Origin of the sequence: Streptomyces sp. 840.1 (genome assembly GCF_003751445.1) — a bacterium.
Lineage (GTDB): Bacteria > Actinomycetota > Actinomycetes > Streptomycetales > Streptomycetaceae > Streptomyces.
Genome location: NZ_RJUU01000001.1, coordinates 5,354,278 through 5,373,159, shown reverse-complemented (window position 1 = coordinate 5,373,159; position 18,882 = coordinate 5,354,278). Strand labels below are relative to the sequence as shown.

Genomic DNA, 18,882 nt, shown 5'->3' with positions numbered 1-18,882 from the left:
GTGGTACCGAAAGGCCAGAGGATTTCGGAAATCTGTGGACACCTGGTCGACTGTGAATAAGTCGATCACTCCGAAGAGTGACGATCGGCTGTATCAGCACCCTTCGTGGCCGGGAAGCGCGCCTCATTCCGCTCAATCTTGGCCGCCAGCGCCGCGAGCGGGTCGATGTCCAGCACCGCGCAGAACTGCAGCAGATACGCGAGGACGTCGGCGACCTCGTCCGACACCCGGTGCGCGGAACCGGGTTCGTCCATCACACGGGCCGACTGCTCCGGCGTCAGCCACTGGAAGATCTCCATGAGTTCGGACGCCTCGACGCTCAGCGCCGACGCCAGGTTCTTCGGGGTGTGGTACTGCTCCCAGTCGCGTGCGGCCGCGAATGCGGCGAGCCGTCGTTGCAGGTCGGGTACGTCGAGTTCTGTCACGGTCCCAGGTCTACCACTGCCGCTCCGGCCGTCACGCGGGCCCGTGCGGCACCCGCCTCCGTCACCGTGCCCAGCAGCCGGACCCGGCCCGCGGCCACCGTCGACGCGGCCTCGGCCAGCAGCTCCCGCGTCTGGCGCCCGTCCAGGTCCCGGTCGAACCCGTCGGCCAGCAGAGTGCGGGTCTGCAGGGCCGAGGGCACCTCGGACACGGCGTCCGCCGGATCCGCCCCCGGGCCCATCAGCAGGGCGACGGCCAGTGCCAGGTACCGCAGTTCGCCGTCACCGAGCCGCTCCAGCGGGGTGCCGGGCCCGTCGCCCCGGGCCACGAGCGCGCGGACCAGCCCGTCCGCGAGCCGCTCGACACCGACCCCGGTCACGGGGCGCGCGCATCCGGCGTCCGCCAGCGCGACCAGCCGGGCATGCCGCCGCCCGGACACGTACCCGCCCGCGTAACCGCCCCCGGGTCCCTGCCCGCTCGCACCCCCGCCCCCGTGCCCGTTGTGCGCGGCGTGCAGCACTGCCGCGAGGTTCCCGCAGTCGCGGCGCAGCCGGCTCCCGCTCGGTGGCACCGGGGTCCGCATCCGATGCGGCAGCGGCTCGCAGCCGAACGCCGGGCGCAGCGCCACCACCAGTTGTTCGGCGGCGGCCAGCACCTGCAGCTGGCCCGGGGTCCGGCCCGCGACCCGAAGCGGCAGCAGCGCCGTGCCCAGCCGGTCGTCCGGCAGCCGTTCGCGCGTCACCGGGAGCTCGTCCGCGGTCTGCCAGGCCGCCTGGAGCGTCGGCCGGCCCGGATCGCGCAGCGCGGTGCTGAACAGGGTCTCCCCGGCCCGGGTAAGCCGCTCGCCGACGATCCGCAAGGTGGGCTCTGCCTGGACGGCGAGTTCGAGCCTGACCGGGCCGGCCGGACCGTCCGCCGTGCACCCGATCCGGAACCCGCGCCGCCGCTGCCCGTCGGCCGCGGCCCCCTCGGGGACGCACCCCGCCGGATCGGGGAAGACCTCGTCGAGCGACGCCCCCGCCGCCAGCCGGGACAGCGCCTCGTAAGCCCGCAGCACACTCGACGCACCACTGCCCGAGGGGCCGGTGAGAAGGGTGAGCGGGGCCAGCGGTACGACCGTGCCCCGGTGTGCCGCGAACGCGGAGAGCCGCAGCTCGGTCACGACCGGACCGGCACAACGCTTCGACCACCGGCCGGAATCGGAGCCGGACGGCTCCAATGGACCGGTGCGGGGAAGATCGGTGCGGGGAGGGCCGACGCGGGGCGGATCGGTGCAGGCTGGATCGGCGCGGAGGCCGGGTGCGGTCATGCCAAGGACCGTATGCACCCGGCTCCCCGGCGAACCGTTCCGCCGGACCGGTCATCCTTCAATCGAAGTAACGGCCTCCCCCGCCCGCATGCCGTGCCGCACACCGGGGTAACCCGCAACACACTTCAGGCGCCCGGCACGCCCGCCGCCGTCACACCCTCGACCTCCATGCCGATCGGTGACAGCAGGAAGACGTTCCGGTCCACCCGGTGCATACCGCTGCCGAGACCGAAGACGACACCGCTGGTGAAGTCGAGGATCCGCTTGGCCACATCGGGCTCGGCGCCGGTCAGGTCGAGCAGCACCGGAACCTGCCCGACCAGGTACTCAGCCACCTCGCGCGCGTCCGCGAAGACCTGGACCCGCAACACCACCATGCGCCGCTGCTCGGCGCTCTCCCGCTCCTCCTGGACCGTCCGGTGGTCCACCCTGGAGGGCCACTCGTTGCGGCTGCGCAGGGGTACGACCTGGGCCAGTCCCTCCCACTGCTCGTCGGTGACGTCATACCTGTCGTACCTGCTCACCGGACCACTCCGTCTGTACATCGGTCGGCGTTGCGCCGGCTGCGCTCACTGTTCATCGGGCAATTCTCTCGCCCCTCACCCGTTCGGCCTACCAGCGACACGGCTCAGGACCCGATCGACACCTTCGGAGTGCCGCCGGTGAAGGCAGCGGAGCCCTCGTCCGGGCCGGTGGCGGGCGTCGTGTCGAGCGGTGTGAAACGCACCGGGAGGTGGGCCAGGGCCCGGTGGAACGGGCCGGGCCGCCAGAGCAGTTCGTTCACCGGAACGGCGAGTTCGGCGTCGCACAGCTGGCTGGTGAACTGCTCGATCGCGGTCATCGCGATGAGCAGCGCGGGCTGCTTCGCGGGGCACCGGTGCGGGCCCGCCGACCAGGCGAGGTGGGCGCTGGCCCCGGAACGGCCGCCTTCCTGCGGCGTGAGCGTCGCGGACTGGGTGTTGGCGGCGCCGAACGAGACCAGGACCAGCTGTCCGGCGCGCAGCCGTACCCCGTGGAACTCGGTGTCCCGGCGCGGGTAGTGCGCGGCCAGGTTGGCCAGCGGCGGTTCCTGCCACAGGACCTCGTTGATCGCCTCGTGCGCGGTCATCGCTCCTCCGTGCAGCGAGCCCGCGTACCGCTCGTCGGTGAGCATGTGCAGGATGGAGTTGCCGATCAGGTTGGTCGTGGGGTCGTGGCCCGCGCTCATCACCAGGGTGATCTGACGTACCGTCTCGTCGTCGTCGAGGCGGGCCGGATGCGTGAGCAGGTACGACGTCAGATCGCGGCGCGGGCGGGCGCGCCGGTCGGCGACGAGCCGGGTGACGACATCGACGAAGTCGGCGTACGCGGCGGCGGCGCCCTGCGCCGAGTTCATCATGCCGCCGATGCCGTCGACGATCCGTTCGCCGTCCTCGGGGTCGACGCCGAACCAGGTGACGAAGACGTGCAGCGGGAGCCGCCTGGCGTACTGGGCGATGAGGTCGCCGGTGCCGGTGGCGGCGAACTCCCCGATGAGCTGCTGGGCGGCCCTGGCCACCTCCGCCCGCAGGATGTGCGGTTCGATCAGCGCGAGGCTGTCGTTGATGGCGTCGCGGTAGCGGGCGTGCGCGTCGCCGTCGCTGAACAGGGCGGTGGGACGGTGGCCGAGCACGGGCAGCACCGGCGAGTCCGGCGGAATCGTCGCCTGCCAGTCGCGGGGGTCCTTGCTGAAGGTGTGGGTGTCGCGCAGCAGGTCGACGGCCGCCTGGTAGTCCGTGACCAGCATCGCCTCGACGCCGGGGGCGATGCGGACCGGTGTCAGCGGGCCGTGTTCGCGCAGCCTGCGGTAGTGGCCGTGCGGGTCGGCCGCGAAGTCGGGACCGTACAGCGCGAGGGGCTGGGGCGGCGGTGCGTACGGGGTCATGACGGGTCCTCGGGTCGCGGCAGGCGGGTCAGCACGTGTTCGGCCAGCGCGATCAGGGCGTCGATGCTGCCGCGGCGCTCCCGCGCGTCGCACTGGATGAGCGGGGTCCCGGGGGCGAGGTCGAGGTGCTTGCGCAGGACGTCGTCGCTGTGGGCGGGCGCGTCGGGGAAGCGGTTGACGGCGACGGCGTACGGAAGACCCTGTTCCTCCACCATGTCCATGACGGCGAAGGAGTCACCGAGCCGCCGGGTGTCCACCAGGACGAGTGCGCCCAGCGCGCCGCGCGCGATGTCCTCCCACAGCGGCAGGAACCGCTCCTGGCCGGGTGTGCCGAACATGTAGAGCACCAGGTCGTCCAGGACGGTGAGCCGTCCGAAGTCGATGGCGACCGTGGTGGTGGTCTTGTCGGGGAGCCCGGCGGTGTCGTCGAGCAGGGTGCTGGACTGGGTCATCGCCTCCTCCGTATGGAGGGTGGCTATTTCCGAGAGCGTACGGATCAGGGTTGTCTTGCCCACGCCGAAGGGACCCGTGACGACGAGCTTCATCAGGGTCCGGGCGGCGGCCGGCAAATAGCCGACGCCGCTCCGGTCAGTGGAGGGAGCGGAGTCCAACGAGCAGCCTCTCGACGAGCGACCGGTCGATCTCCCCGGCACTGGGTATCGGCGGTCGGGTGAGCAGAAGTCCGGCGGCCGCGAGGTCCGTGGCCAGGAATACGGTGGCGCTGACCGGCAGGTCCAGGTGGGCCGCGCACTCGACGACGGTGAGGGCGCCGGGTTCCAGCAGTTCGCACAGGCTGCGCTGTTCCGAGCCGGTCCCGGGGGGCGGGGCCGTGTCGGTGCGTACGAGCACGGCGAGCCGGTCGAGCGCCGGGCCGGCGGGCCGGGACCGGCCGCCGGTGACCAGGTAGGCGGGGATCAGACGGCGTCCCGGTCCGGAGCTCATGGCCGGGTGGCGGTGTCCGGTTGGCGGGCCGGTGCGTGCATCGCCCGGGTCAGCGCGGTCACCTGGACCTGCATCTGGTAGGCGATGTCACCGAGTTTGGCGCCGGGTTCGGCGAACAGGGCGAGCGTGGTGTTGTTCCCCGCCGGTACGACGACGGCGAAGCCCAGATCGGATTCGACGACCGTCTGGGCCAGTTTCGGGCCCTCCGCGTCGGTGAACGCCGTGGTGAAGGCGCGCGCGGCGGCGTGCAGCGTGGCCGTCATCGCGGCGACCCGTTCGCCGGACGCCCGGTCGAGACCGGGTGAGGCGCCCTCGATGAGGCCGTCACCGGTGGCGACCACGGCATGCTGGACTCCGGGCAGCTCCAGCAGCGGGGTCAGCACCCATGCGAGGTCACCGGTGGTGGGGCTGGGGGCGCTCACGTCTCGTCGTCTCCTTGGTCGTCCTGGTCGCCCAGGTGGTCGTGGCCGTCCGAATCCGGTGCGGGGGCCCGCCCGGCGACGCTCCTGCCGTTGAGGGTGCCCTGCTGGAGGGCCGCCCAGGAAGACTCCGCCTGCTCCGGTGTACGGGGCACCTGTCCGGCGGCCGGGGCGGGGACCTGGGCTTGGGCCGCGACCGCCCGGGGTGAGCGCCGGCGCCTGCTGGGCAGGCCGGCCGGGGCCTCGGCGGGGGCGGTCTGCGGGGGTTCCTGCACGGGGGCGGCGGGGGCGGCGGGGGCGGCGGGCGCGGCGGAGGTGGCCGGGGCGGGCTCCTCGGCCGGGGCGGCGTGCCCGGACACGGGCGTCGGGGCCAGGGCGGAGAGCGTCCGGTCCTCCTTCAGCACGGTCAGCAGATGTGCGGGGACGCGCAGGATGGTCCGCATGCCGCCGAACGGCGAGGCCTCGATGTGGCAGTGGAAGCCGTACTGCGTCACGAGCCGGCCGACGACCGCGAAGCCGGTCTGGGGCGGGTCGCCCAGCTCGGTCAGCAGCACCTCGGTGCGGCCCGCCAGCAGTGCGCGTGCCCGGTCGAGCGCGTCCTCGTCCATGCCGATGCCCGCGTCGTCGACGACCAGGAACGCGCCCCGGCCGCCGCTCTGCTGGAGCGTCACCGTCACATCGGTGTCGGGGTGCGAGTAGGCGGTGGCGTTGGCGAGCAGTTCGGCGAGGGCGATCGCGAGGGGTTCGGCGGCCCTGGCCGCGAGCGCGAGCCGCTCCTCGCGCAGGTGGTTGGCCACCTTGATCCGCTCGTAGCCCGCGACGCGGGACTGGGCCCCGAGCACGATCTCGACGAGCGGGGAGTTCTGCCGGGCGAGGCCGGGCCAGGCGTCGCAGAGAACGGCGGTGGACTGGGTTCGGCGCAGGGCCAGTTCGTTGCGGAAGTCCAGTTGCAGGATGCGCGGGTCGTCGTACTCGTGCTGGAGTTCGTGCAGCAGCTGCTGGGACTGGTTGAGCAGCGACTGGATCTTGGCCGAGGTGCCGCGCATCGCCGCGCGGGCTGCGGCGTCGACGCGCTGCCGTTCCTCGATGACGGCGGTCCTGGCGGCCTGCACGGCTTCGGTGAGCAGCCGGGCGGCCTCGCCGTCGACCTCGGCGGCCTCGCGCAGTCCGGGGACCTGGGCGGTGGGGTGCGAGAGGGCGACGGCGGCGGCCGGTATCCGCTTCTGGGCGAGCTGCCTGATCTCGTCGACGAGCACGGCGGTACGGGCCTCGGCGGCCTTGAGCTGCCGTTCGGTCAGCTCGGCGTGGGCCACGGCGAGCTGTTCCGAGCGGGCGGACCCGTACGAGCGCGTCGTCGCCGCCACGGCGGCCACGACGGCGATCACCGCCACGATCCATCCCATGCCGTTACCGCGTTTCTGTCGTCGGGCCGGTTCTCCGGCCGGGGCGGCGGCGAGGAACCGGACGGTCGGCCCGGCCTGTGTGCCGGACGGTCGGCCCGGCCACTGCGGCGGGCGGTGGCCCTGCCGGTGCGGCGGGCCGGGTGCTCACTCCACCGCGCCCGCGGGTTCACGGGCGTGTTCCACTTCGCGTGCCAGCACGGCCACCTCGGTCATCACCTGGAGGACCCCCGGCATCTCGGAGCCGTCCAGCTGCCGGTACTCGCTGCCGATCGTCACCACCAGCCGCTCGGGGAGCCCGAGCCCGGGGTAGCGGCCTTCGGCGATCACCCGGCGGGCCGCTTCCGGCGCGGGCACCCCGGCGGCGTGGAGGGTATGGGCCCGTTCCCGTACGTACTCCAGATAGGCGATGTGTTCGCGTACCCCGGCCCGGTCGAGGACGGGTCCGTGGCCCGGCACGACGGTCTCGGCACCGGTGGCCAGCACCTGTTCGCAGGCCGCGATCACGTTGCTCAGCGGGCCCGCCCAGTGGATCGGGTGGTCGCCGGGCTGCCCGGGTGTCGAGGAGAAGATGATGTCGCCGCTGAACACGGCGCTCTGGGCGGGCAGGTGGACCATCAGGTCACCGGCGGTGTGGGCGGGCGGCAGGGCGGTGATCCGGACGGGGTACTCCCCCAGGGTCAGTTCGAGCTCCCCGGTGAAGTAGGTGGTCGGCTTGACCGGTTCGGTCTGCGACCAGTCGAACAGGCCGAAGTGGCGACCGAGGTAGTCGCCGAGCGGTCCGGCCGGGTCGCCTCCGTTGACCAGCGCGTGCTGCTGCTTGGGGGTGGGCTCGTAGTGGATGTGCTCCCGGGCCTCGCGGGTCGCGATGATCTCCGCGTCCGGGAGCACGCCCGCGCCCCAGAAGTGGTCGCCGTTGGCGTGCGTGACGATCACCCGGTCGATGGAGACACCGGCGGGCAGCAGCTTCGTGCTCTCGGCCAGGAACTGCCCCGCGAGTACCGGGTCGTACGGGGTGTCGATCCAGAGCGCGCCGCGGGGCGAGACGAGAAGGCCGCAGTTGGCCAGCCCCCAGCCCCGCTTCGGCGGGAGCCATGCGTGCAGGCCCCGCCCCAGGTCAACGACGTCTCCACCCGTGATCGACATGGACGCGATTATGCCGACCGGTTTCCGGTCGCGCGTTCGAAATCGGACACCGCGACCTTCAACTGGCTTGAAATCGCTGTTTCACCTCGTCCGGAACAGTCGGGCGGTGACCGTAAGAGAGCAGCGGAGCCGCCCGCCTTACGGGATTATCCGGATGTTCTCGTCAATATCCCCCGCGCGATCCTCGCCTCTTCGCCGTTGCGCAGTGAGCGCCCGTCAAACCGGAAGAGGCCGATTACCCACCGAGCATGACTCAAAACAGACGCCACAAAGCCCCCGGCAGGACCGCTCGAAGCGGCCTGCCGGGGGCCCGGGGACCATTGCCGTCACGTGTGCCGGCCCGGTGCGCCTCCCGCGCGCCCCCCGCACACCTCCTGACCGGGGAAACCCGCCGGTCAGGACCTCAGGCGCGGACCTGACCGCGTTCGAAGTACGCGACCAGCCCGGGGTCGAGCGCCGGCACGTCGTACGGCGCACCGCCCTCACGCAGCGACCGCGTCGCGAGCACACCGGCCGCGACGCTCATCCGGGCGGCGACCGGCGAGGTGTCGGTGACGCCTCCGTCGCGCACGAACCGGCAGAACTCCGCCATGATCCGGGTGTCCCCGCCGCCGTGCGAGCCGCCCGCCTCCGGGACCCGGTAGGTGATGTCGGCGTCGGCGCGGTAGCCGCTGGGGCCGGTGTTCCAGACCTTGACCTCGTCGCCGGGACTGTCACCGAAGTTCTCCAGCCGCCCCTCGGTGCCGATGACGGTGTAGTTGCGCCAGTAGTCCGGGGTGAAGTGGCACTGCTGGTAGGCGGCGACGACGCCGTTGTCGAGCTGCATGTTCATCACGGAGACGTCCTCGACGTCCACGATGTGGTGCAGGTCCTTGCGGGCGGTCGGCGGCCAGTCGAACTCGCGCAGCCAGTTGTCGGGACGCGGGGTGTCCGGCTCGCGCCGCGGCAGGTCGCCGTAGACCAGCAGGTCGCCGAGCGCGTTGACGCGCCGGGTGTAGCCGCCGGCCAGCCAGTGCAGTACGTCGATGTCGTGCGCGGCCTTCTGGAGCAGCAGACCCGTGGTCCGGGTCCGGTCGGCGTGCCAGTCCTTGAAGTAGTAGTCGCCGCCGTAGCCGACGAAGTGCCGCACCCAGACGGCCTTGGGCTCGCCGATGTCGCCCCGGGCGATGATGTCGCGCATCAGCCGCACGACGCCCATGTGCCGCATGTTGTGGCCGACGTAGAGCCGGGTCCCGGTCTCGTACGCGGCGCGCAGGACGTTGTCGCAGCTCTCGACGGTGATCCCGAGCGGCTTCTCGACGAAGACGGCCTTACCGGCCCGCAGCGCGTCGATCGCGATGGCCTCGTGGGTGTCGTCGGGCGTCGCGACGATGACCGCGTCGATGTCGTCCCGGCCGAGGAGCAGCTTGTAGTCCTCGACCGCGACGTCCGTACCGAAGCGCTCGGCCTCGCGGCTGCGCACCTCGGGGTCGAGGTCGCAGACGGCGGTGATCGCCGAACCCTGTCCGGGGTGGTGGGCGGACATCGCGATGGAACGGCGCAGGCCGAGTCCGATGACGCCGAGTCGCAGGTCTGACACGGGGGTCCCTTCTCTGTCTGTACGGGTGATGCGGGTGGTGCGGATGAGGGCCGGCGTCCCGGCCCTCGGCTACTTGCCGGCGAGCGAGGCCTCGAACTCGGCGCGCATCTTGTCACCGCCGCCGGAGCGCCACTTCGCCAGCTGCTCCTTGAACGCGGAGACCGGCTTGCGGCCCGCGACGATGTCCAGCTGGCAGTCGCTCATCGCGGTGGTGAGCGAGGGGCTCTTGCTGGTGGAGGTGTCGGAGAAGTGTCCGCTCGTCGGGTTGGACTGGCTGATCTTGAGGAGGTCCTGCTGCCAGCCGTGGATGTGGCCGGCCAGTTCGGGCTGGCCCGGCAGGTAGATGTACTCGGGTCCGGCGGCGAGGAAGGCCAGCGGCATGGCCGTGGTCACGGCCTCCGAGCTCCCCTTGGGCGTGAGCTTGATGTCGCCCTTGGCCGTACGGGTGAAGTGCTTGCCCTCGATGCCGTTGTCGAGGAAGAGGCGCTCCTCGGTACCGAACGGGGCGGCCAGGTAGTCCATGACGCCCAGCAGCATCTTCACGCGCTTGTCATCGGCCTTCTTGCTGATGGCGGTGTAGCCGACCGAGCCGTAGCCCATGCTGTACCTCGGCTTCGCACCGGACTTGGCGGCGAAGGGCACGATGACGCCGAACGGGAAGTCGTACGTCTTGGCGTCCACCAGGAAGCTGGGGAAGGACTGCACGTAGGCGCCGAGCGAGCCCTGCGCCATCTTCTCCATCGTGGTGGAGAGGTTGGGGTCCGGCCAGAAGAGACCGGCCTTGGCCACCTTGACGGCGAACGCCACGGCCTCCTGGTACTCCTCCGTCTCGTACATGTGGGTCAGCTTTCCACCCTCCAGCCGCCAGCCGCTGGGCGCGCCGAACCACTGGGCGAACTGGCCGATGTGGTTCACGTACGCCGGCTCCAGGACGTACTTGTTGCGCTTGGGGTCCGCGAGCTCCTTGCCCTTGGCGAGGAAGTCCTCGGCGCTGGTGAACTCGGCGCCGCCGACCGGCTTCCAGAAGTCCTGGTTGACGACGTAGACCTGGCCCATGGAGCCGTAGGCGACGGTGACGCCGCGGATCTTGCCGTTGACCACGGCGGTCTTCCAGGAGGTGGTCGGCAGGTTCGCCAGGTTCGGGTAGTCCTTCACCGCGTCGCCCGAGAGGTGCGGGGTGAGGTCGTGGAACTTGGCGTCGAGCAGCTCGGGCACGCGCTGGATGCCCTGGTTCGGCGGGAACCACACCAGGTCGGGTATGTCGCCGCCGGCCATCATGGCGTTGAACTTCTGCAGGTAGGCGTCGACGCCCTGGTCCACCACGATCGTCATGTCGAACCGGGCCCCGAGGCGCTTGTTCAGCTCCTGCCAGTAGGCGTTCTTGCCCTGCGGCGGTGCGGGGGTGGTGAACGTCTCGGTGAGGGCCGTGATGCGGCTGCCGTCGCCGGGCGCCTTGGCCACCGACTTGGTGAGGGCCTTGGGGTAGCGCAGATACGCGGCGTCGAGCCCGGCCGCGTTGCCCGCCAGGTCGGCGGGGGCGGTCTTCGCGGGCACGTACGACGGCAGCTTGAGCTTGGCCGACGCCTTGGAACCGCCCTTGCTGACCGAGGCACCGCTGCCGCAGGCGCTCAGGGTCGACAGCCCGGCCACGGTGAGGCCGGCGATTCCCGCGGCGCCCATGAAACCGCGCCGGGACAAGTTGGTGGACATGGGGCTCCTTGGAGGGTGTGAAGTGCGTGGCGGCGATGCAGGGGACGGGCGGATCAGCCCTTGATCGCCCCGGTGAGGACGCCCTTGACGAAGAACTTCTGCAGGAAGGGGTAGACACAGAAGATGGGCACGATGGCGATGATCAGCACGGCCATCTGCAAGGAGGTCGCCGGCGGCACCGCGTGGACGCCCATGGCCGACGCGTTGATGCTCTGCCCGTTGAGCACGTAACTGCGCAGGATCACCTGGATGGGGAACTTGCTGGAGTCGTTGAGGTACAGCACCGCGTTGAAGAAGCTGTTCCAGTACCCGACCGCGTAGAAGAGTCCGACCACGGCGAGGACCGCCTTGGACAGCGGGAGGACGATCCGGAAGAGGACCGTGATCTCACCGGCGCCGTCGATCCGCGCCGCGTCGTACAGCTCCTCGGGGATGCTCTGGAAGAAGGAGCGGACGACCACGATGTTGAACGCGTTGAGCAGGACCGGAAGGATCAGCGCGGCGTAGGTGTCCAGCATCTTGAACTGCTGGACGGCCAGGTACGTCGGGATGATGCCGGGGGCGAAGAGGAAGGTCCCGAGCACCAGCAGCAGGATCGGCTTGGCGAGGACCGTGCCCGGCCGCGAGGTGCCGTACGCGATCATGACCGTGCAGGCCAGGCTGAGCGCGGTGCCGACCAGCGTGATCCCGATGGAGACCAGCGCGGCCTGCGTGACGACCCCGCCGGAGAGGATGACCCGGTAGGCCTCCAGGGTCGGGTGGTGCGGCAGAAGTACGTAGCCGCCGTTGGCGTTCAGCTCCTCGCGGCCCGCCAGGCTGGTGCCGATGGCGAGGACGAACGGGTAGAGCACGATCACGGTGAGGGCGGCCAGGGCCAGGCCCTTGGCACCCTGTCCGTACCAGTGGGGGCGCTCCATCCACGGCGGCCTGCCGTTGGAGGCGCGCAGGCCCCCACCGGTCTTCGGGCCGAACCTGGCGGTGCGCAGCCGGGTCGCGACGGACTGCTGACTCATCGGTAGACTCCCTGCTCGCCGAAGCGGTGGGCCAGCTTGTTGGCGGCGAGGATGAGGGCGAATCCGATGACGCCCTTCATCAGACCGGCGGCGGTGCTCATGCCCCAGTCGCCGTCCACGACTCCGTGGAAGTAGACGTAGGTGTCCATGACCTCGGAGGCGTCCGGGCCGACGGCGTCACGCTGCAGGATGATCTGCTCGAAGCCGACCGAGAGGATGTCGCCGAGCCGCAGGATCAGCAGCATCAGGATCACCGGCCGGATGCCCGGCAGGGTGATGTGCCAGATCCGGCGGAGCCAGCCGGCGCCGTCCATCGCGGCGGACTCGTACTGGGCCATGTCGATCGAGGCGATGGACGCCAGGAAGATGATCGTGCCCCAGCCGGTGTCCTTCCAGATGGCCTGGGCGGTGATGAGCAGCTTGAAGGTGCCGGGGTCCGTCATCACGTTGCCGATGTTGACGCCGTGCTCCATCAGCAGCGTGGTGACCGAACCCGCGCCGCCCAGCACCTGCTTGAACATGGCCACCACGACGACCCAGGACAGGAAGTGCGGGAGGTACACCACGGTCTGGATGAACCGCTTGATCTTCTCGCTGATGAGCGAGTTGAGCAGCAGCGCCAGGGCGATCGGCGCGGGGAAGTACAGGACCAGCTGGATCGCGGTGATCTGGAGCGTGTTGGAGACCGCGCTCCAGAAGTCGGGTTCGGCGACCAGCGCGGTGAAGTTCGCGAGGCCGACGAACGGACTCTCCTTGAACCCCAGGAACGGCTGGTAGTCCTGGAAGGCGATGACGTTGCCCGCGAGCGGCAGGTAGAAGAACAGCGCGAAGAACAGCACACCCGGCAGGCAGAGGAGCAGGAGCGCCCTGTCCCGTTTCAGGCGGTGCCGGAGCGGCTGGCGTATTCGGTTCTTCCTGCGCTTCTTCCCGGCGGGCAGGTCGGCGCCGTCCGGGTCGCGGGGCTGCGGCACGGACTGCCGCGCTGCTGTGACCGGCACATCTGCCATCGTCACAGGCACCTCCAGGGCTGATGGAGCGAGAAAACGTCCCGCATACGTGGAGGCAGGCCGCGTCCCGGGAGGGGTGCGGCCGCAGCTCCTTCACGGCGACAGGCACATAGTTCACGACAGCGCACCCGAATGGCAAGAGTTGTTCATTTCACAGAGGTAACGAACATCTATTGACATCCAAAAACCACAACACGCAGCACGTCAGCACACCGCAGGGATCGAAATATGCACAGAAGAGCCACAAGGTGACCTCGAAGCGCCCGCCCGCATCGCTACCGAACCGTCAGAACCGGTTACTGGATGCACTGTTGTGATCGATCATGCACGATCAAGCGCATGTTCCAGCACACCGCCGGGACAGGGCCGAGAGCACGCCGAACGGCGGACCGCCGCACCCTTCGGGTGGAACGGCCCGCCGTTCGGGCAGGTTCAGGCAGGTTCGGATGGTTTGGACGATACGGGGAGGTTCGACCGCATCAGATGAAGCAGACGGATCGGGACGGACCGCCTCAGACAGCGATGACCGTGACACCGGCCTCGGTGAAACGGGCCGTCACCTCAGCCGTGATCCCCTTGTCGGTGACCAGGAAGTCGATCATCCCGAGGTCGAAGACCCGGGCGAAGGCCCGCTTGCCGATCTTCGAGGAGTCGGCCGCCACCACCACCCGCTGGGCCTGCTGCGCGAGCAGCCGGTTGATGCTGGCCTCGCCCTCGTGGTGGACGTAGGCGCCGCGTTCGGTGTCGATGGCGTTGACACCCAGCACCGCGACATCCAGCGTGATCTCGCCCAGCACGCCACTGGCCAGCGGGCCCGTCAGCTCGTACGACTGCGGCCGGGCCACCCCGCCGGTCACCACGATCTTTATCTGCGGCCGGATCACCAGCTCGTTGGCGATGTTGAGTGCGTTGGTGACCACGGTGAGGGTCGGCTGGCCGGCCGCGCCCGCGGCGGCGTCCCCCACCAGGTCGGAGCGCACGGCGAGCGCGCGGGCCACCTCGGTGATGGTGGTGCCGCCGGTCAGCCCCACCACTTCGCCGACCGCGACCAGTTCGGCCACGGCGCGGCCGATGGCCTGCTTCTCCGGGGCGTTGCGCCCCGTCTTGTAGCGCAGCGCCAGCTCGTAACTGACACCGTGGGCGACCGCGCCGCCCCGCGTACGGGTGAGCAGTTGCTGCTCAGCGAGCTGGTCCAGATCTCGGCGGATGGTCGCGGCCGAGACATCCAGCACCTTCGCGGCGTCCTCGACGTCCACCCGGCCATGCTTACCGACGAGCTCCAGCAGTGAGTTCCACCGGGAATCCCTGGACACGTGCACTCTCCTCACAGGTCCGGCCGTGAACACCCATCCCCTTGGGCGCGATCACCGGACTCGCGCAAGCGTCGCACAAGGGCCTCGCGAGTCAAGTCGCCTGCAAGGAAAATGCTTGATAATGCTTGCACGTCCCGTATATCGTGCGTTAACGAGCATCCCATCACCAGTACGGAGTGCAAAAGTGTCATTTGTCGAGATCGAGACAGCCAGTCAACCGGACTGCTGGCGTCGCGCCGCAGATCTGGCGCAGAGCCAGGCGGCCGCACTGCCCGCGACGGGTGAGCGCATCGCCGTGGTCGGCTGCGGCACCTCGTTCTACATGGCTCAGGCATACGCCTCGCTCCGTGAGGAGTCCGGCCAGGGCGAGTCCGATGCCTTCGCCGCCTCGGAGTTCCCGTTCGGCCGCCGCTACGACCGGGTCGTGGCGCTCACCCGCTCCGGCACCACGACCGAGGTGCTCGAACTCCTCGACCGGCTGCGCGGCGTCACCCCGACGGTGGCCATCACCGCCGACCCGCAGACCCCGGTGATGACGTCGGCGGACGCGGTCGTCGTGCTCGACTTCGCGGACGAGCAGTCCGTCGTGCAGACCCGCTTCGCGACCACGCTGCTGACCCTGCTCCGCGCCCACCTCGGTCTGCACACCGACGCCGTGGTCCGCGACGCGGAGACCGCGCTGGCCGAGCCGCTGCCCGAAGGACTCCTGGACTGCACCCAGTTCACCTTCCTCGGCCGGGGCTGGACGGCCGGTCTCGCCAACGAGGCCGCACTGAAGATGAAGGAGGCCTCGCTGTCCTGGACGGAGGCGTACGCCGCGATGGAGTACCGCCACGGTCCCATCAGCATCGCCACCACCGGCACCGCGACCTGGATGTTCGGCACCGCCCCCGACGGCCTGCGCGAGCAGGTCGAGGGAACCGGCGCCCGCTGGGTGGAGAGCGGGCTGGACCCGCTCGCCGAGCTCGTCCGCGTCCAGCGCCTGGCCATCGCCCGCGCCGCCGCCCGCGGTCTCGACCCGGACAGCCCGCGCCACCTGACCCGTTCCGTGGTGCTGGCCGACGCCTGAGCCCGTGGCGGACATCGTCGAGAGCAGTGTGCGTGCCCCGGGCGGGCACGGCGCGGATCCCTGGACAGGTTTCCGTGCCGTGCCCGCCCGAGGCAGCGAGGCCGGGGTGCTCGTGCTCTCCGGGTCCAGCGGGCGGATCGAGGAGGAGCGGTGCCGGCTGCTGGCGCGGGAGGGCATGGCCGCCCTCTCGATCCGCTGGTTCGGCGGCCCCGGTCAGCCACCGGGAATCTGTGAAGTCCCCCTGGAGACCTTCGTGTCCGCGCTCGACCGGCTCCGCGCCGGGGGCGCCCGGCGCATCGGTGTACTGGGGGTCTCCAAGGGCGCCGAGGCCGCACTGCACCTGTCGGTCGCCGAACCCCGCGTCGACGCGGTGGTGGCGCTCTCCCCCACCTCACTGACCTGGGCGAACATCGGCCCCGGCCGGGACGGCTCGACGGAGCCCCACCGGTCCTCCTGGACCTGGCGGGGACAGCCGCTGCCGTTCGTCCCCTACGCCCCCGGCTGGACCGCTTCCGAGCCGGCCGGCGCCCCGGTCTCGGTCCTCGGCTGGTACGAACAGAGCCTGCGGGCCTGCCCGGACCGGGTCCCCGACGCGGCCGTCCCGGTGGAGCGGTCCGGCGCCGAACTCGTACTGGTCGCGGGCGGCGACGACCTGATGTGGCCCTCGCTCCGCTACGCCGAGGAGCTGGCCGCCCGGCGCCGGGCGGCCGGCCTCCCCGTCCGGCTGGTCACCCGCGCCGACGCGGGACACCGGCCCCGGCTGCCCGGCGAGAGCGCCGCGCCCGCGTCGGCCGCCTTCCGGTACGGGGGCTCGCCGACGGCCGACGCGGCGCTGGGGGCGGCCGCCTGGCCGCACATCCGCCGCGCGCTCCTCGGCCCGCCCCCGGACAGAGGCAACGGCAGAGACGGGGACAGCGGCGCCGGCACGGCCGCGTCAACCGCGGGTCAGGACTCCTCGAAGTAGGCGTCCAGGACCGCGTCGAAGCCTTCCGTCCACTCCTTGAGGCTGCTCCTGGCCGCCGCCTCGACCTCGGCGTTGAACCACCGCATGCTCGACATGTGGACGGTGATCGTGAACCGGCGGCCGAACCGCGCCGGCTTGAGCTCCACCGCGCCGATCTCGTCCCAGCGGAAGTCGGCCTCCTGGTCGTCCAGCGTGAACCGGATGCCCTCACGGTCCGCGGTGATCGACCCGCGGCGGTCGCTCACCTCGAACGAGGGGCTGTCCTCGCCCTTGTCCGCCTTCTCGTCGTCCTCGTCCTCCTCGTCGTCCGCCGCCTCCGCGACGGCCTCGCCGTCGGGTTCCGCGTCCTCGGACACGGCCTCCGCTACGGCATCGTCGGGCGCGGCACCCTGGGGCACTGCGTCCTCGGGTGCGGGCTCCCCGGTCCGCTCCGGCTCCTCGTCGTCCGCCTTTCCGGTGGCTCGGGGGGCCGTGAGACCAGGGATGTACGCCGGGTCTGTCCCTGCGGCGTACGCGGGCTGAGTGTTCGGATCTATGCGCTGCTCCACGGCGGGCAGTATGGCCGACGAACCTGTACGGGGCCAGTAAGCCCGTGTTCACCCGCCCCCTCGTGGCCCGCGCAGGGCGCTCACGGAGGCGTTGGGCCGGGGCCACACCGACACCGCCGCCGGGCAGTGGCCGCACCTCCCACTGAACGAGGAGGCCTCACGATCCGGGCGGGAGCTGGTGGAGGCGGCGCAACTCCAGCGGGGCCGGCGGCGGGAGGGGCGCGGAGCGCTCGGCCCGGAAGGACTGGAGCAGGTAGCCGGTGAGCCGCCGGGACGCGGCCGCCGACACGGCCGGGGAGCCCCCGGTGACACCGTTGTTCGCCAGCAGCAGGAGCGTGACGTCGCTGGGGTCGAAGTCGGCGCGGAGCTGCCCCGAGTCCTGGGCGCGCCGTACCAGCCGGGCGATGCCCTCCTCGGCGCGGGCGCGTTGGCCCTCGAAGTCGACGGCGTCAAAGAACCGGGAGAGGAACGCGGCGGTGCAGCCCCGGTCTTCGGCCTGCATCGCGCACACCTTCTCGACGAGGGTGCAGAAGCCGTGCCAGGGGTCGGGGTCGCCCAGCGCGTCGTCGAGAGCCGCGACGCACACGGCGAGCTGCTCGGAGAAGGCCTCCGCGACGAGGTCGGCGCGGGTGGGGAAGCGCCGGTAGAGGGTGGCGACGCCGACGCCGGCCCGGCGGGCGATCGTGGTGACGGGCACGTCGATGCCGTGGGCCGCGTAGGCCTCACGGGCGGCTTCGAGAATGCGGTCACGGTTGTGCCGGGCGTCGGCGCGCAGCCCGGCCGGGGCGGCGGACGCGGGGGGTTCAGCGGCTGTGGCGGGGCGCTTCCGAGAGGGCTGAGCAGGCATGTCTCTCACTTTACGGTAAGTGGAAGGTGCCATCCACTTAGGCTGTTAGCTTGAGTAGGAGGAAGCGGAAACACCATTCCGCTTACGGTTCCCGAGACAGAGCAGGACGAGATACGTGGACGAGATGCGCGCGGCCCTCTACGACCGGTTCGGCCCCCCGGAGGTGCTGTACGTGGGCACGGTTCCCGTGCCGGACGTGCGGCCCGACGACGTGCTGGTCCGCGTCCACGCGGTCGGGGTCAACGGCGGTGAGCTGTTCGGCCGGGCCGGGAAGGTGCGTCTCGTGACGGGGCGCCGGTTCCCCCAGCGCACCGGGATCGACTTCGCGGGCGAGATCGCCGAGGTGGGCCCGTCGGTGTCCGGGGTGCGGGTGGGTGAGCGGGTGTGGGGTGTGCTGCCGCGACGCCTCGGCAGCGCGGCCGAGTACGTCGCCGTCCCGCCCCGGAACATCTCGCCCGCCCCGGCGAACCTGACGCCCGAGGAAAGCGTCTCCCTGCTGGCCGGAGGCACCACGAGCCTGACCGCGCTGACCGCCAAGTCCGGCCTCGGGCGCGGCGAGCGGCTTCTGGTGCGCGGCGGGAGCGGCGGGGTCGGCAGCGTCGCGGTGCAGCTCGGCAAGGTGCTCGGCGCCCACGTCACCGCGCTCGCGGGCGCGAAGAACCTCGACTTCGTGCGGGGGCTGGGCGCGGACGAGGCCTTCGACTACCGGACGACCGGCCCTGCCGAACTGGGCACCTTCGACGTCGTCCTGGACACCGTCGGTACCCAGCACCGCGCCTACCGGCGCCTCCTGGCCCCGGGCGGACGCATGGTGGCCGTGGCCTTCGACATCGACCGCCTCGTCCCCTCCGTCTCCTACCTGCTGGCCTCGGCCGTCCACGGCTCCCGGCGGGTGCGCTTCTTCAGCGGCAACCCGCACACCGAGCTGCTCACCCGGGTGGCGCGGTACGCGGAGGAGGGCGGGATCCGCCCCGTCGTGGACACGGTCCACCCCCTGGCGGAGGTGGCGGCCGCCCACCGGGCCCTCGATGACGGCGGCGTACGCGGAAAGCACGTCATACGGATCGCGGGACCGGCCGGCGGTGGTCCGGCCGGATCGGCCGCGGCCACACACCCCAGGGGGTAGGACCGGCCGGAATCCGGGCCCCGGGCCGTCGGCTCCGCGCTTCACACTTTCCTGTCCGGGTCCGACCTCTACGCTGAACCTCCCACTGCGTGACGAAGGGCATCACGATGCGCGAGGCAGTCAAAGCAGCGTCCCTGATCCTGTTAGTGAGCGCGCTCGGCGCC

At 71.2% G+C, this 18,882-nt stretch carries 19 protein-coding genes; 3 read left to right on the top strand and 16 right to left on the bottom strand.

All coding sequences use genetic code 11. The features are described 5' to 3' along the window. Positions 1 to 65 precede the first annotated feature (65 nt). From EDD93_RS24630 to EDD93_RS24565, 14 genes are all read right to left on the bottom strand, one after another. Entirely contained in the window at positions 66 to 425 is a 360-nt protein-coding gene (locus tag EDD93_RS24630) for a nucleotide pyrophosphohydrolase (RefSeq protein WP_123527217.1), read from the bottom strand. Then, on the bottom strand, positions 422 to 1,732 hold the full coding sequence (locus EDD93_RS24625; protein ID WP_260255849.1) for an ATP-binding protein: 1,311 nt from the start codon (positions 1,730 to 1,732) through the stop codon (positions 422 to 424). Before EDD93_RS24625 ends, EDD93_RS24630 begins: the two co-directional genes overlap by 4 nt. Before the next feature lie 125 nt (positions 1,733 to 1,857). Continuing rightward, positions 1,858 to 2,277, bottom strand: a complete 420-nt coding sequence (locus EDD93_RS24620) for a cell division protein SepF (protein ID WP_185092430.1) — start codon at positions 2,275 to 2,277, stop codon at positions 1,858 to 1,860. A gap of 83 nt (positions 2,278 to 2,360) precedes the next feature. Further along, a complete protein-coding gene (locus EDD93_RS24615) occupies positions 2,361 to 3,635 on the bottom strand; it encodes a cytochrome P450 (protein WP_260255848.1) in 1,275 nt (424 codons plus the stop codon). After that, complete coding sequence (locus tag EDD93_RS24610) at positions 3,632 to 4,246, bottom strand: ATP/GTP-binding protein (protein WP_123527214.1); 615 nt, start codon at positions 4,244 to 4,246, stop codon at positions 3,632 to 3,634. Before EDD93_RS24610 ends, EDD93_RS24615 begins: the two co-directional genes overlap by 4 nt. Next, on the bottom strand, positions 4,224 to 4,577 hold the full coding sequence (locus EDD93_RS24605; protein ID WP_123527213.1) for a DUF742 domain-containing protein: 354 nt from the start codon (positions 4,575 to 4,577) through the stop codon (positions 4,224 to 4,226). The genes EDD93_RS24610 and EDD93_RS24605 overlap by 23 nt, the downstream gene beginning before the upstream one ends. Continuing rightward, on the bottom strand, positions 4,574 to 4,999 hold the full coding sequence (locus EDD93_RS24600) for a roadblock/LC7 domain-containing protein (RefSeq protein ID WP_123527212.1): 426 nt from the start codon (positions 4,997 to 4,999) through the stop codon (positions 4,574 to 4,576). Before EDD93_RS24600 ends, EDD93_RS24605 begins: the two co-directional genes overlap by 4 nt. Further along, positions 4,996 to 6,399 carry an ATP-binding protein gene (locus EDD93_RS24595; protein WP_123527211.1) on the bottom strand — a complete coding sequence of 468 codons (1,404 nt, stop codon included), beginning with the start codon at positions 6,397 to 6,399 and terminating at the stop codon, positions 4,996 to 4,998. Before EDD93_RS24595 ends, EDD93_RS24600 begins: the two co-directional genes overlap by 4 nt. Before the next feature lie 144 nt (positions 6,400 to 6,543). Next, a complete protein-coding gene (locus EDD93_RS24590; protein ID WP_123527210.1) occupies positions 6,544 to 7,542 on the bottom strand; it encodes an MBL fold metallo-hydrolase in 999 nt (332 codons plus the stop codon). A gap of 403 nt (positions 7,543 to 7,945) precedes the next feature. Further along, on the bottom strand, positions 7,946 to 9,121 hold the full coding sequence (locus EDD93_RS24585; RefSeq protein ID WP_123527209.1) for a Gfo/Idh/MocA family protein: 1,176 nt from the start codon (positions 9,119 to 9,121) through the stop codon (positions 7,946 to 7,948). Between the two features lie 69 nt (positions 9,122 to 9,190). Continuing rightward, complete coding sequence (locus EDD93_RS24580) at positions 9,191 to 10,831, bottom strand: extracellular solute-binding protein (RefSeq protein WP_123527208.1); 1,641 nt, start codon at positions 10,829 to 10,831, stop codon at positions 9,191 to 9,193. A 53-nt stretch (positions 10,832 to 10,884) separates the two neighbouring features. Beyond that, positions 10,885 to 11,844 carry a carbohydrate ABC transporter permease gene (locus tag EDD93_RS24575; RefSeq protein WP_123527207.1) on the bottom strand — a complete coding sequence of 320 codons (960 nt, stop codon included), beginning with the start codon at positions 11,842 to 11,844 and terminating at the stop codon, positions 10,885 to 10,887. Then, positions 11,841 to 12,851 carry a sugar ABC transporter permease gene (locus EDD93_RS24570; protein WP_398904756.1) on the bottom strand — a complete coding sequence of 337 codons (1,011 nt, stop codon included), beginning with the start codon at positions 12,849 to 12,851 and terminating at the stop codon, positions 11,841 to 11,843. Before EDD93_RS24570 ends, EDD93_RS24575 begins: the two co-directional genes overlap by 4 nt. Before the next feature lie 512 nt (positions 12,852 to 13,363). Next, entirely contained in the window at positions 13,364 to 14,164 is an 801-nt protein-coding gene (locus EDD93_RS24565; RefSeq protein WP_123527206.1) for a DeoR/GlpR family DNA-binding transcription regulator, read from the bottom strand. A 184-nt stretch (positions 14,165 to 14,348) separates the two neighbouring features. Here EDD93_RS24565 and EDD93_RS24560 point away from each other — a divergent pair, with 184 nt between their 5' ends. Both EDD93_RS24560 and EDD93_RS24555 read left to right on the top strand, forming a co-directional pair. After that, positions 14,349 to 15,233 carry an SIS domain-containing protein gene (locus EDD93_RS24560; RefSeq protein WP_123527205.1) on the top strand — a complete coding sequence of 295 codons (885 nt, stop codon included), beginning with the start codon at positions 14,349 to 14,351 and terminating at the stop codon, positions 15,231 to 15,233. A 4-nt stretch (positions 15,234 to 15,237) separates the two neighbouring features. Beyond that, a complete protein-coding gene (locus EDD93_RS24555; RefSeq protein ID WP_260255847.1) occupies positions 15,238 to 16,197 on the top strand; it encodes an acyl-CoA thioester hydrolase/BAAT C-terminal domain-containing protein in 960 nt (319 codons plus the stop codon). Here the strand turns inward: EDD93_RS24555 and EDD93_RS24550 are convergent. Together EDD93_RS24550 and EDD93_RS24545 are read right to left on the bottom strand one after the other, a co-directional pair. Then, positions 16,179 to 16,745, bottom strand: a complete 567-nt coding sequence (locus EDD93_RS24550; protein WP_123527204.1) for a hypothetical protein — start codon at positions 16,743 to 16,745, stop codon at positions 16,179 to 16,181. The genes EDD93_RS24555 and EDD93_RS24550 overlap by 19 nt on opposite strands. Before the next feature lie 157 nt (positions 16,746 to 16,902). Continuing rightward, on the bottom strand, positions 16,903 to 17,592 hold the full coding sequence (locus EDD93_RS24545; RefSeq protein ID WP_123527203.1) for a TetR/AcrR family transcriptional regulator: 690 nt from the start codon (positions 17,590 to 17,592) through the stop codon (positions 16,903 to 16,905). Between the two features lie 124 nt (positions 17,593 to 17,716). Between EDD93_RS24545 and EDD93_RS24540 the strand changes: the two genes are divergently transcribed. Continuing rightward, positions 17,717 to 18,718: an NAD(P)-dependent alcohol dehydrogenase gene (locus EDD93_RS24540; RefSeq protein WP_123527959.1), complete on the top strand. Its 1,002-nt coding sequence runs from the start codon at positions 17,717 to 17,719 to the stop codon at positions 18,716 to 18,718. Positions 18,719 to 18,882: the final 164 nt, after the last annotated feature.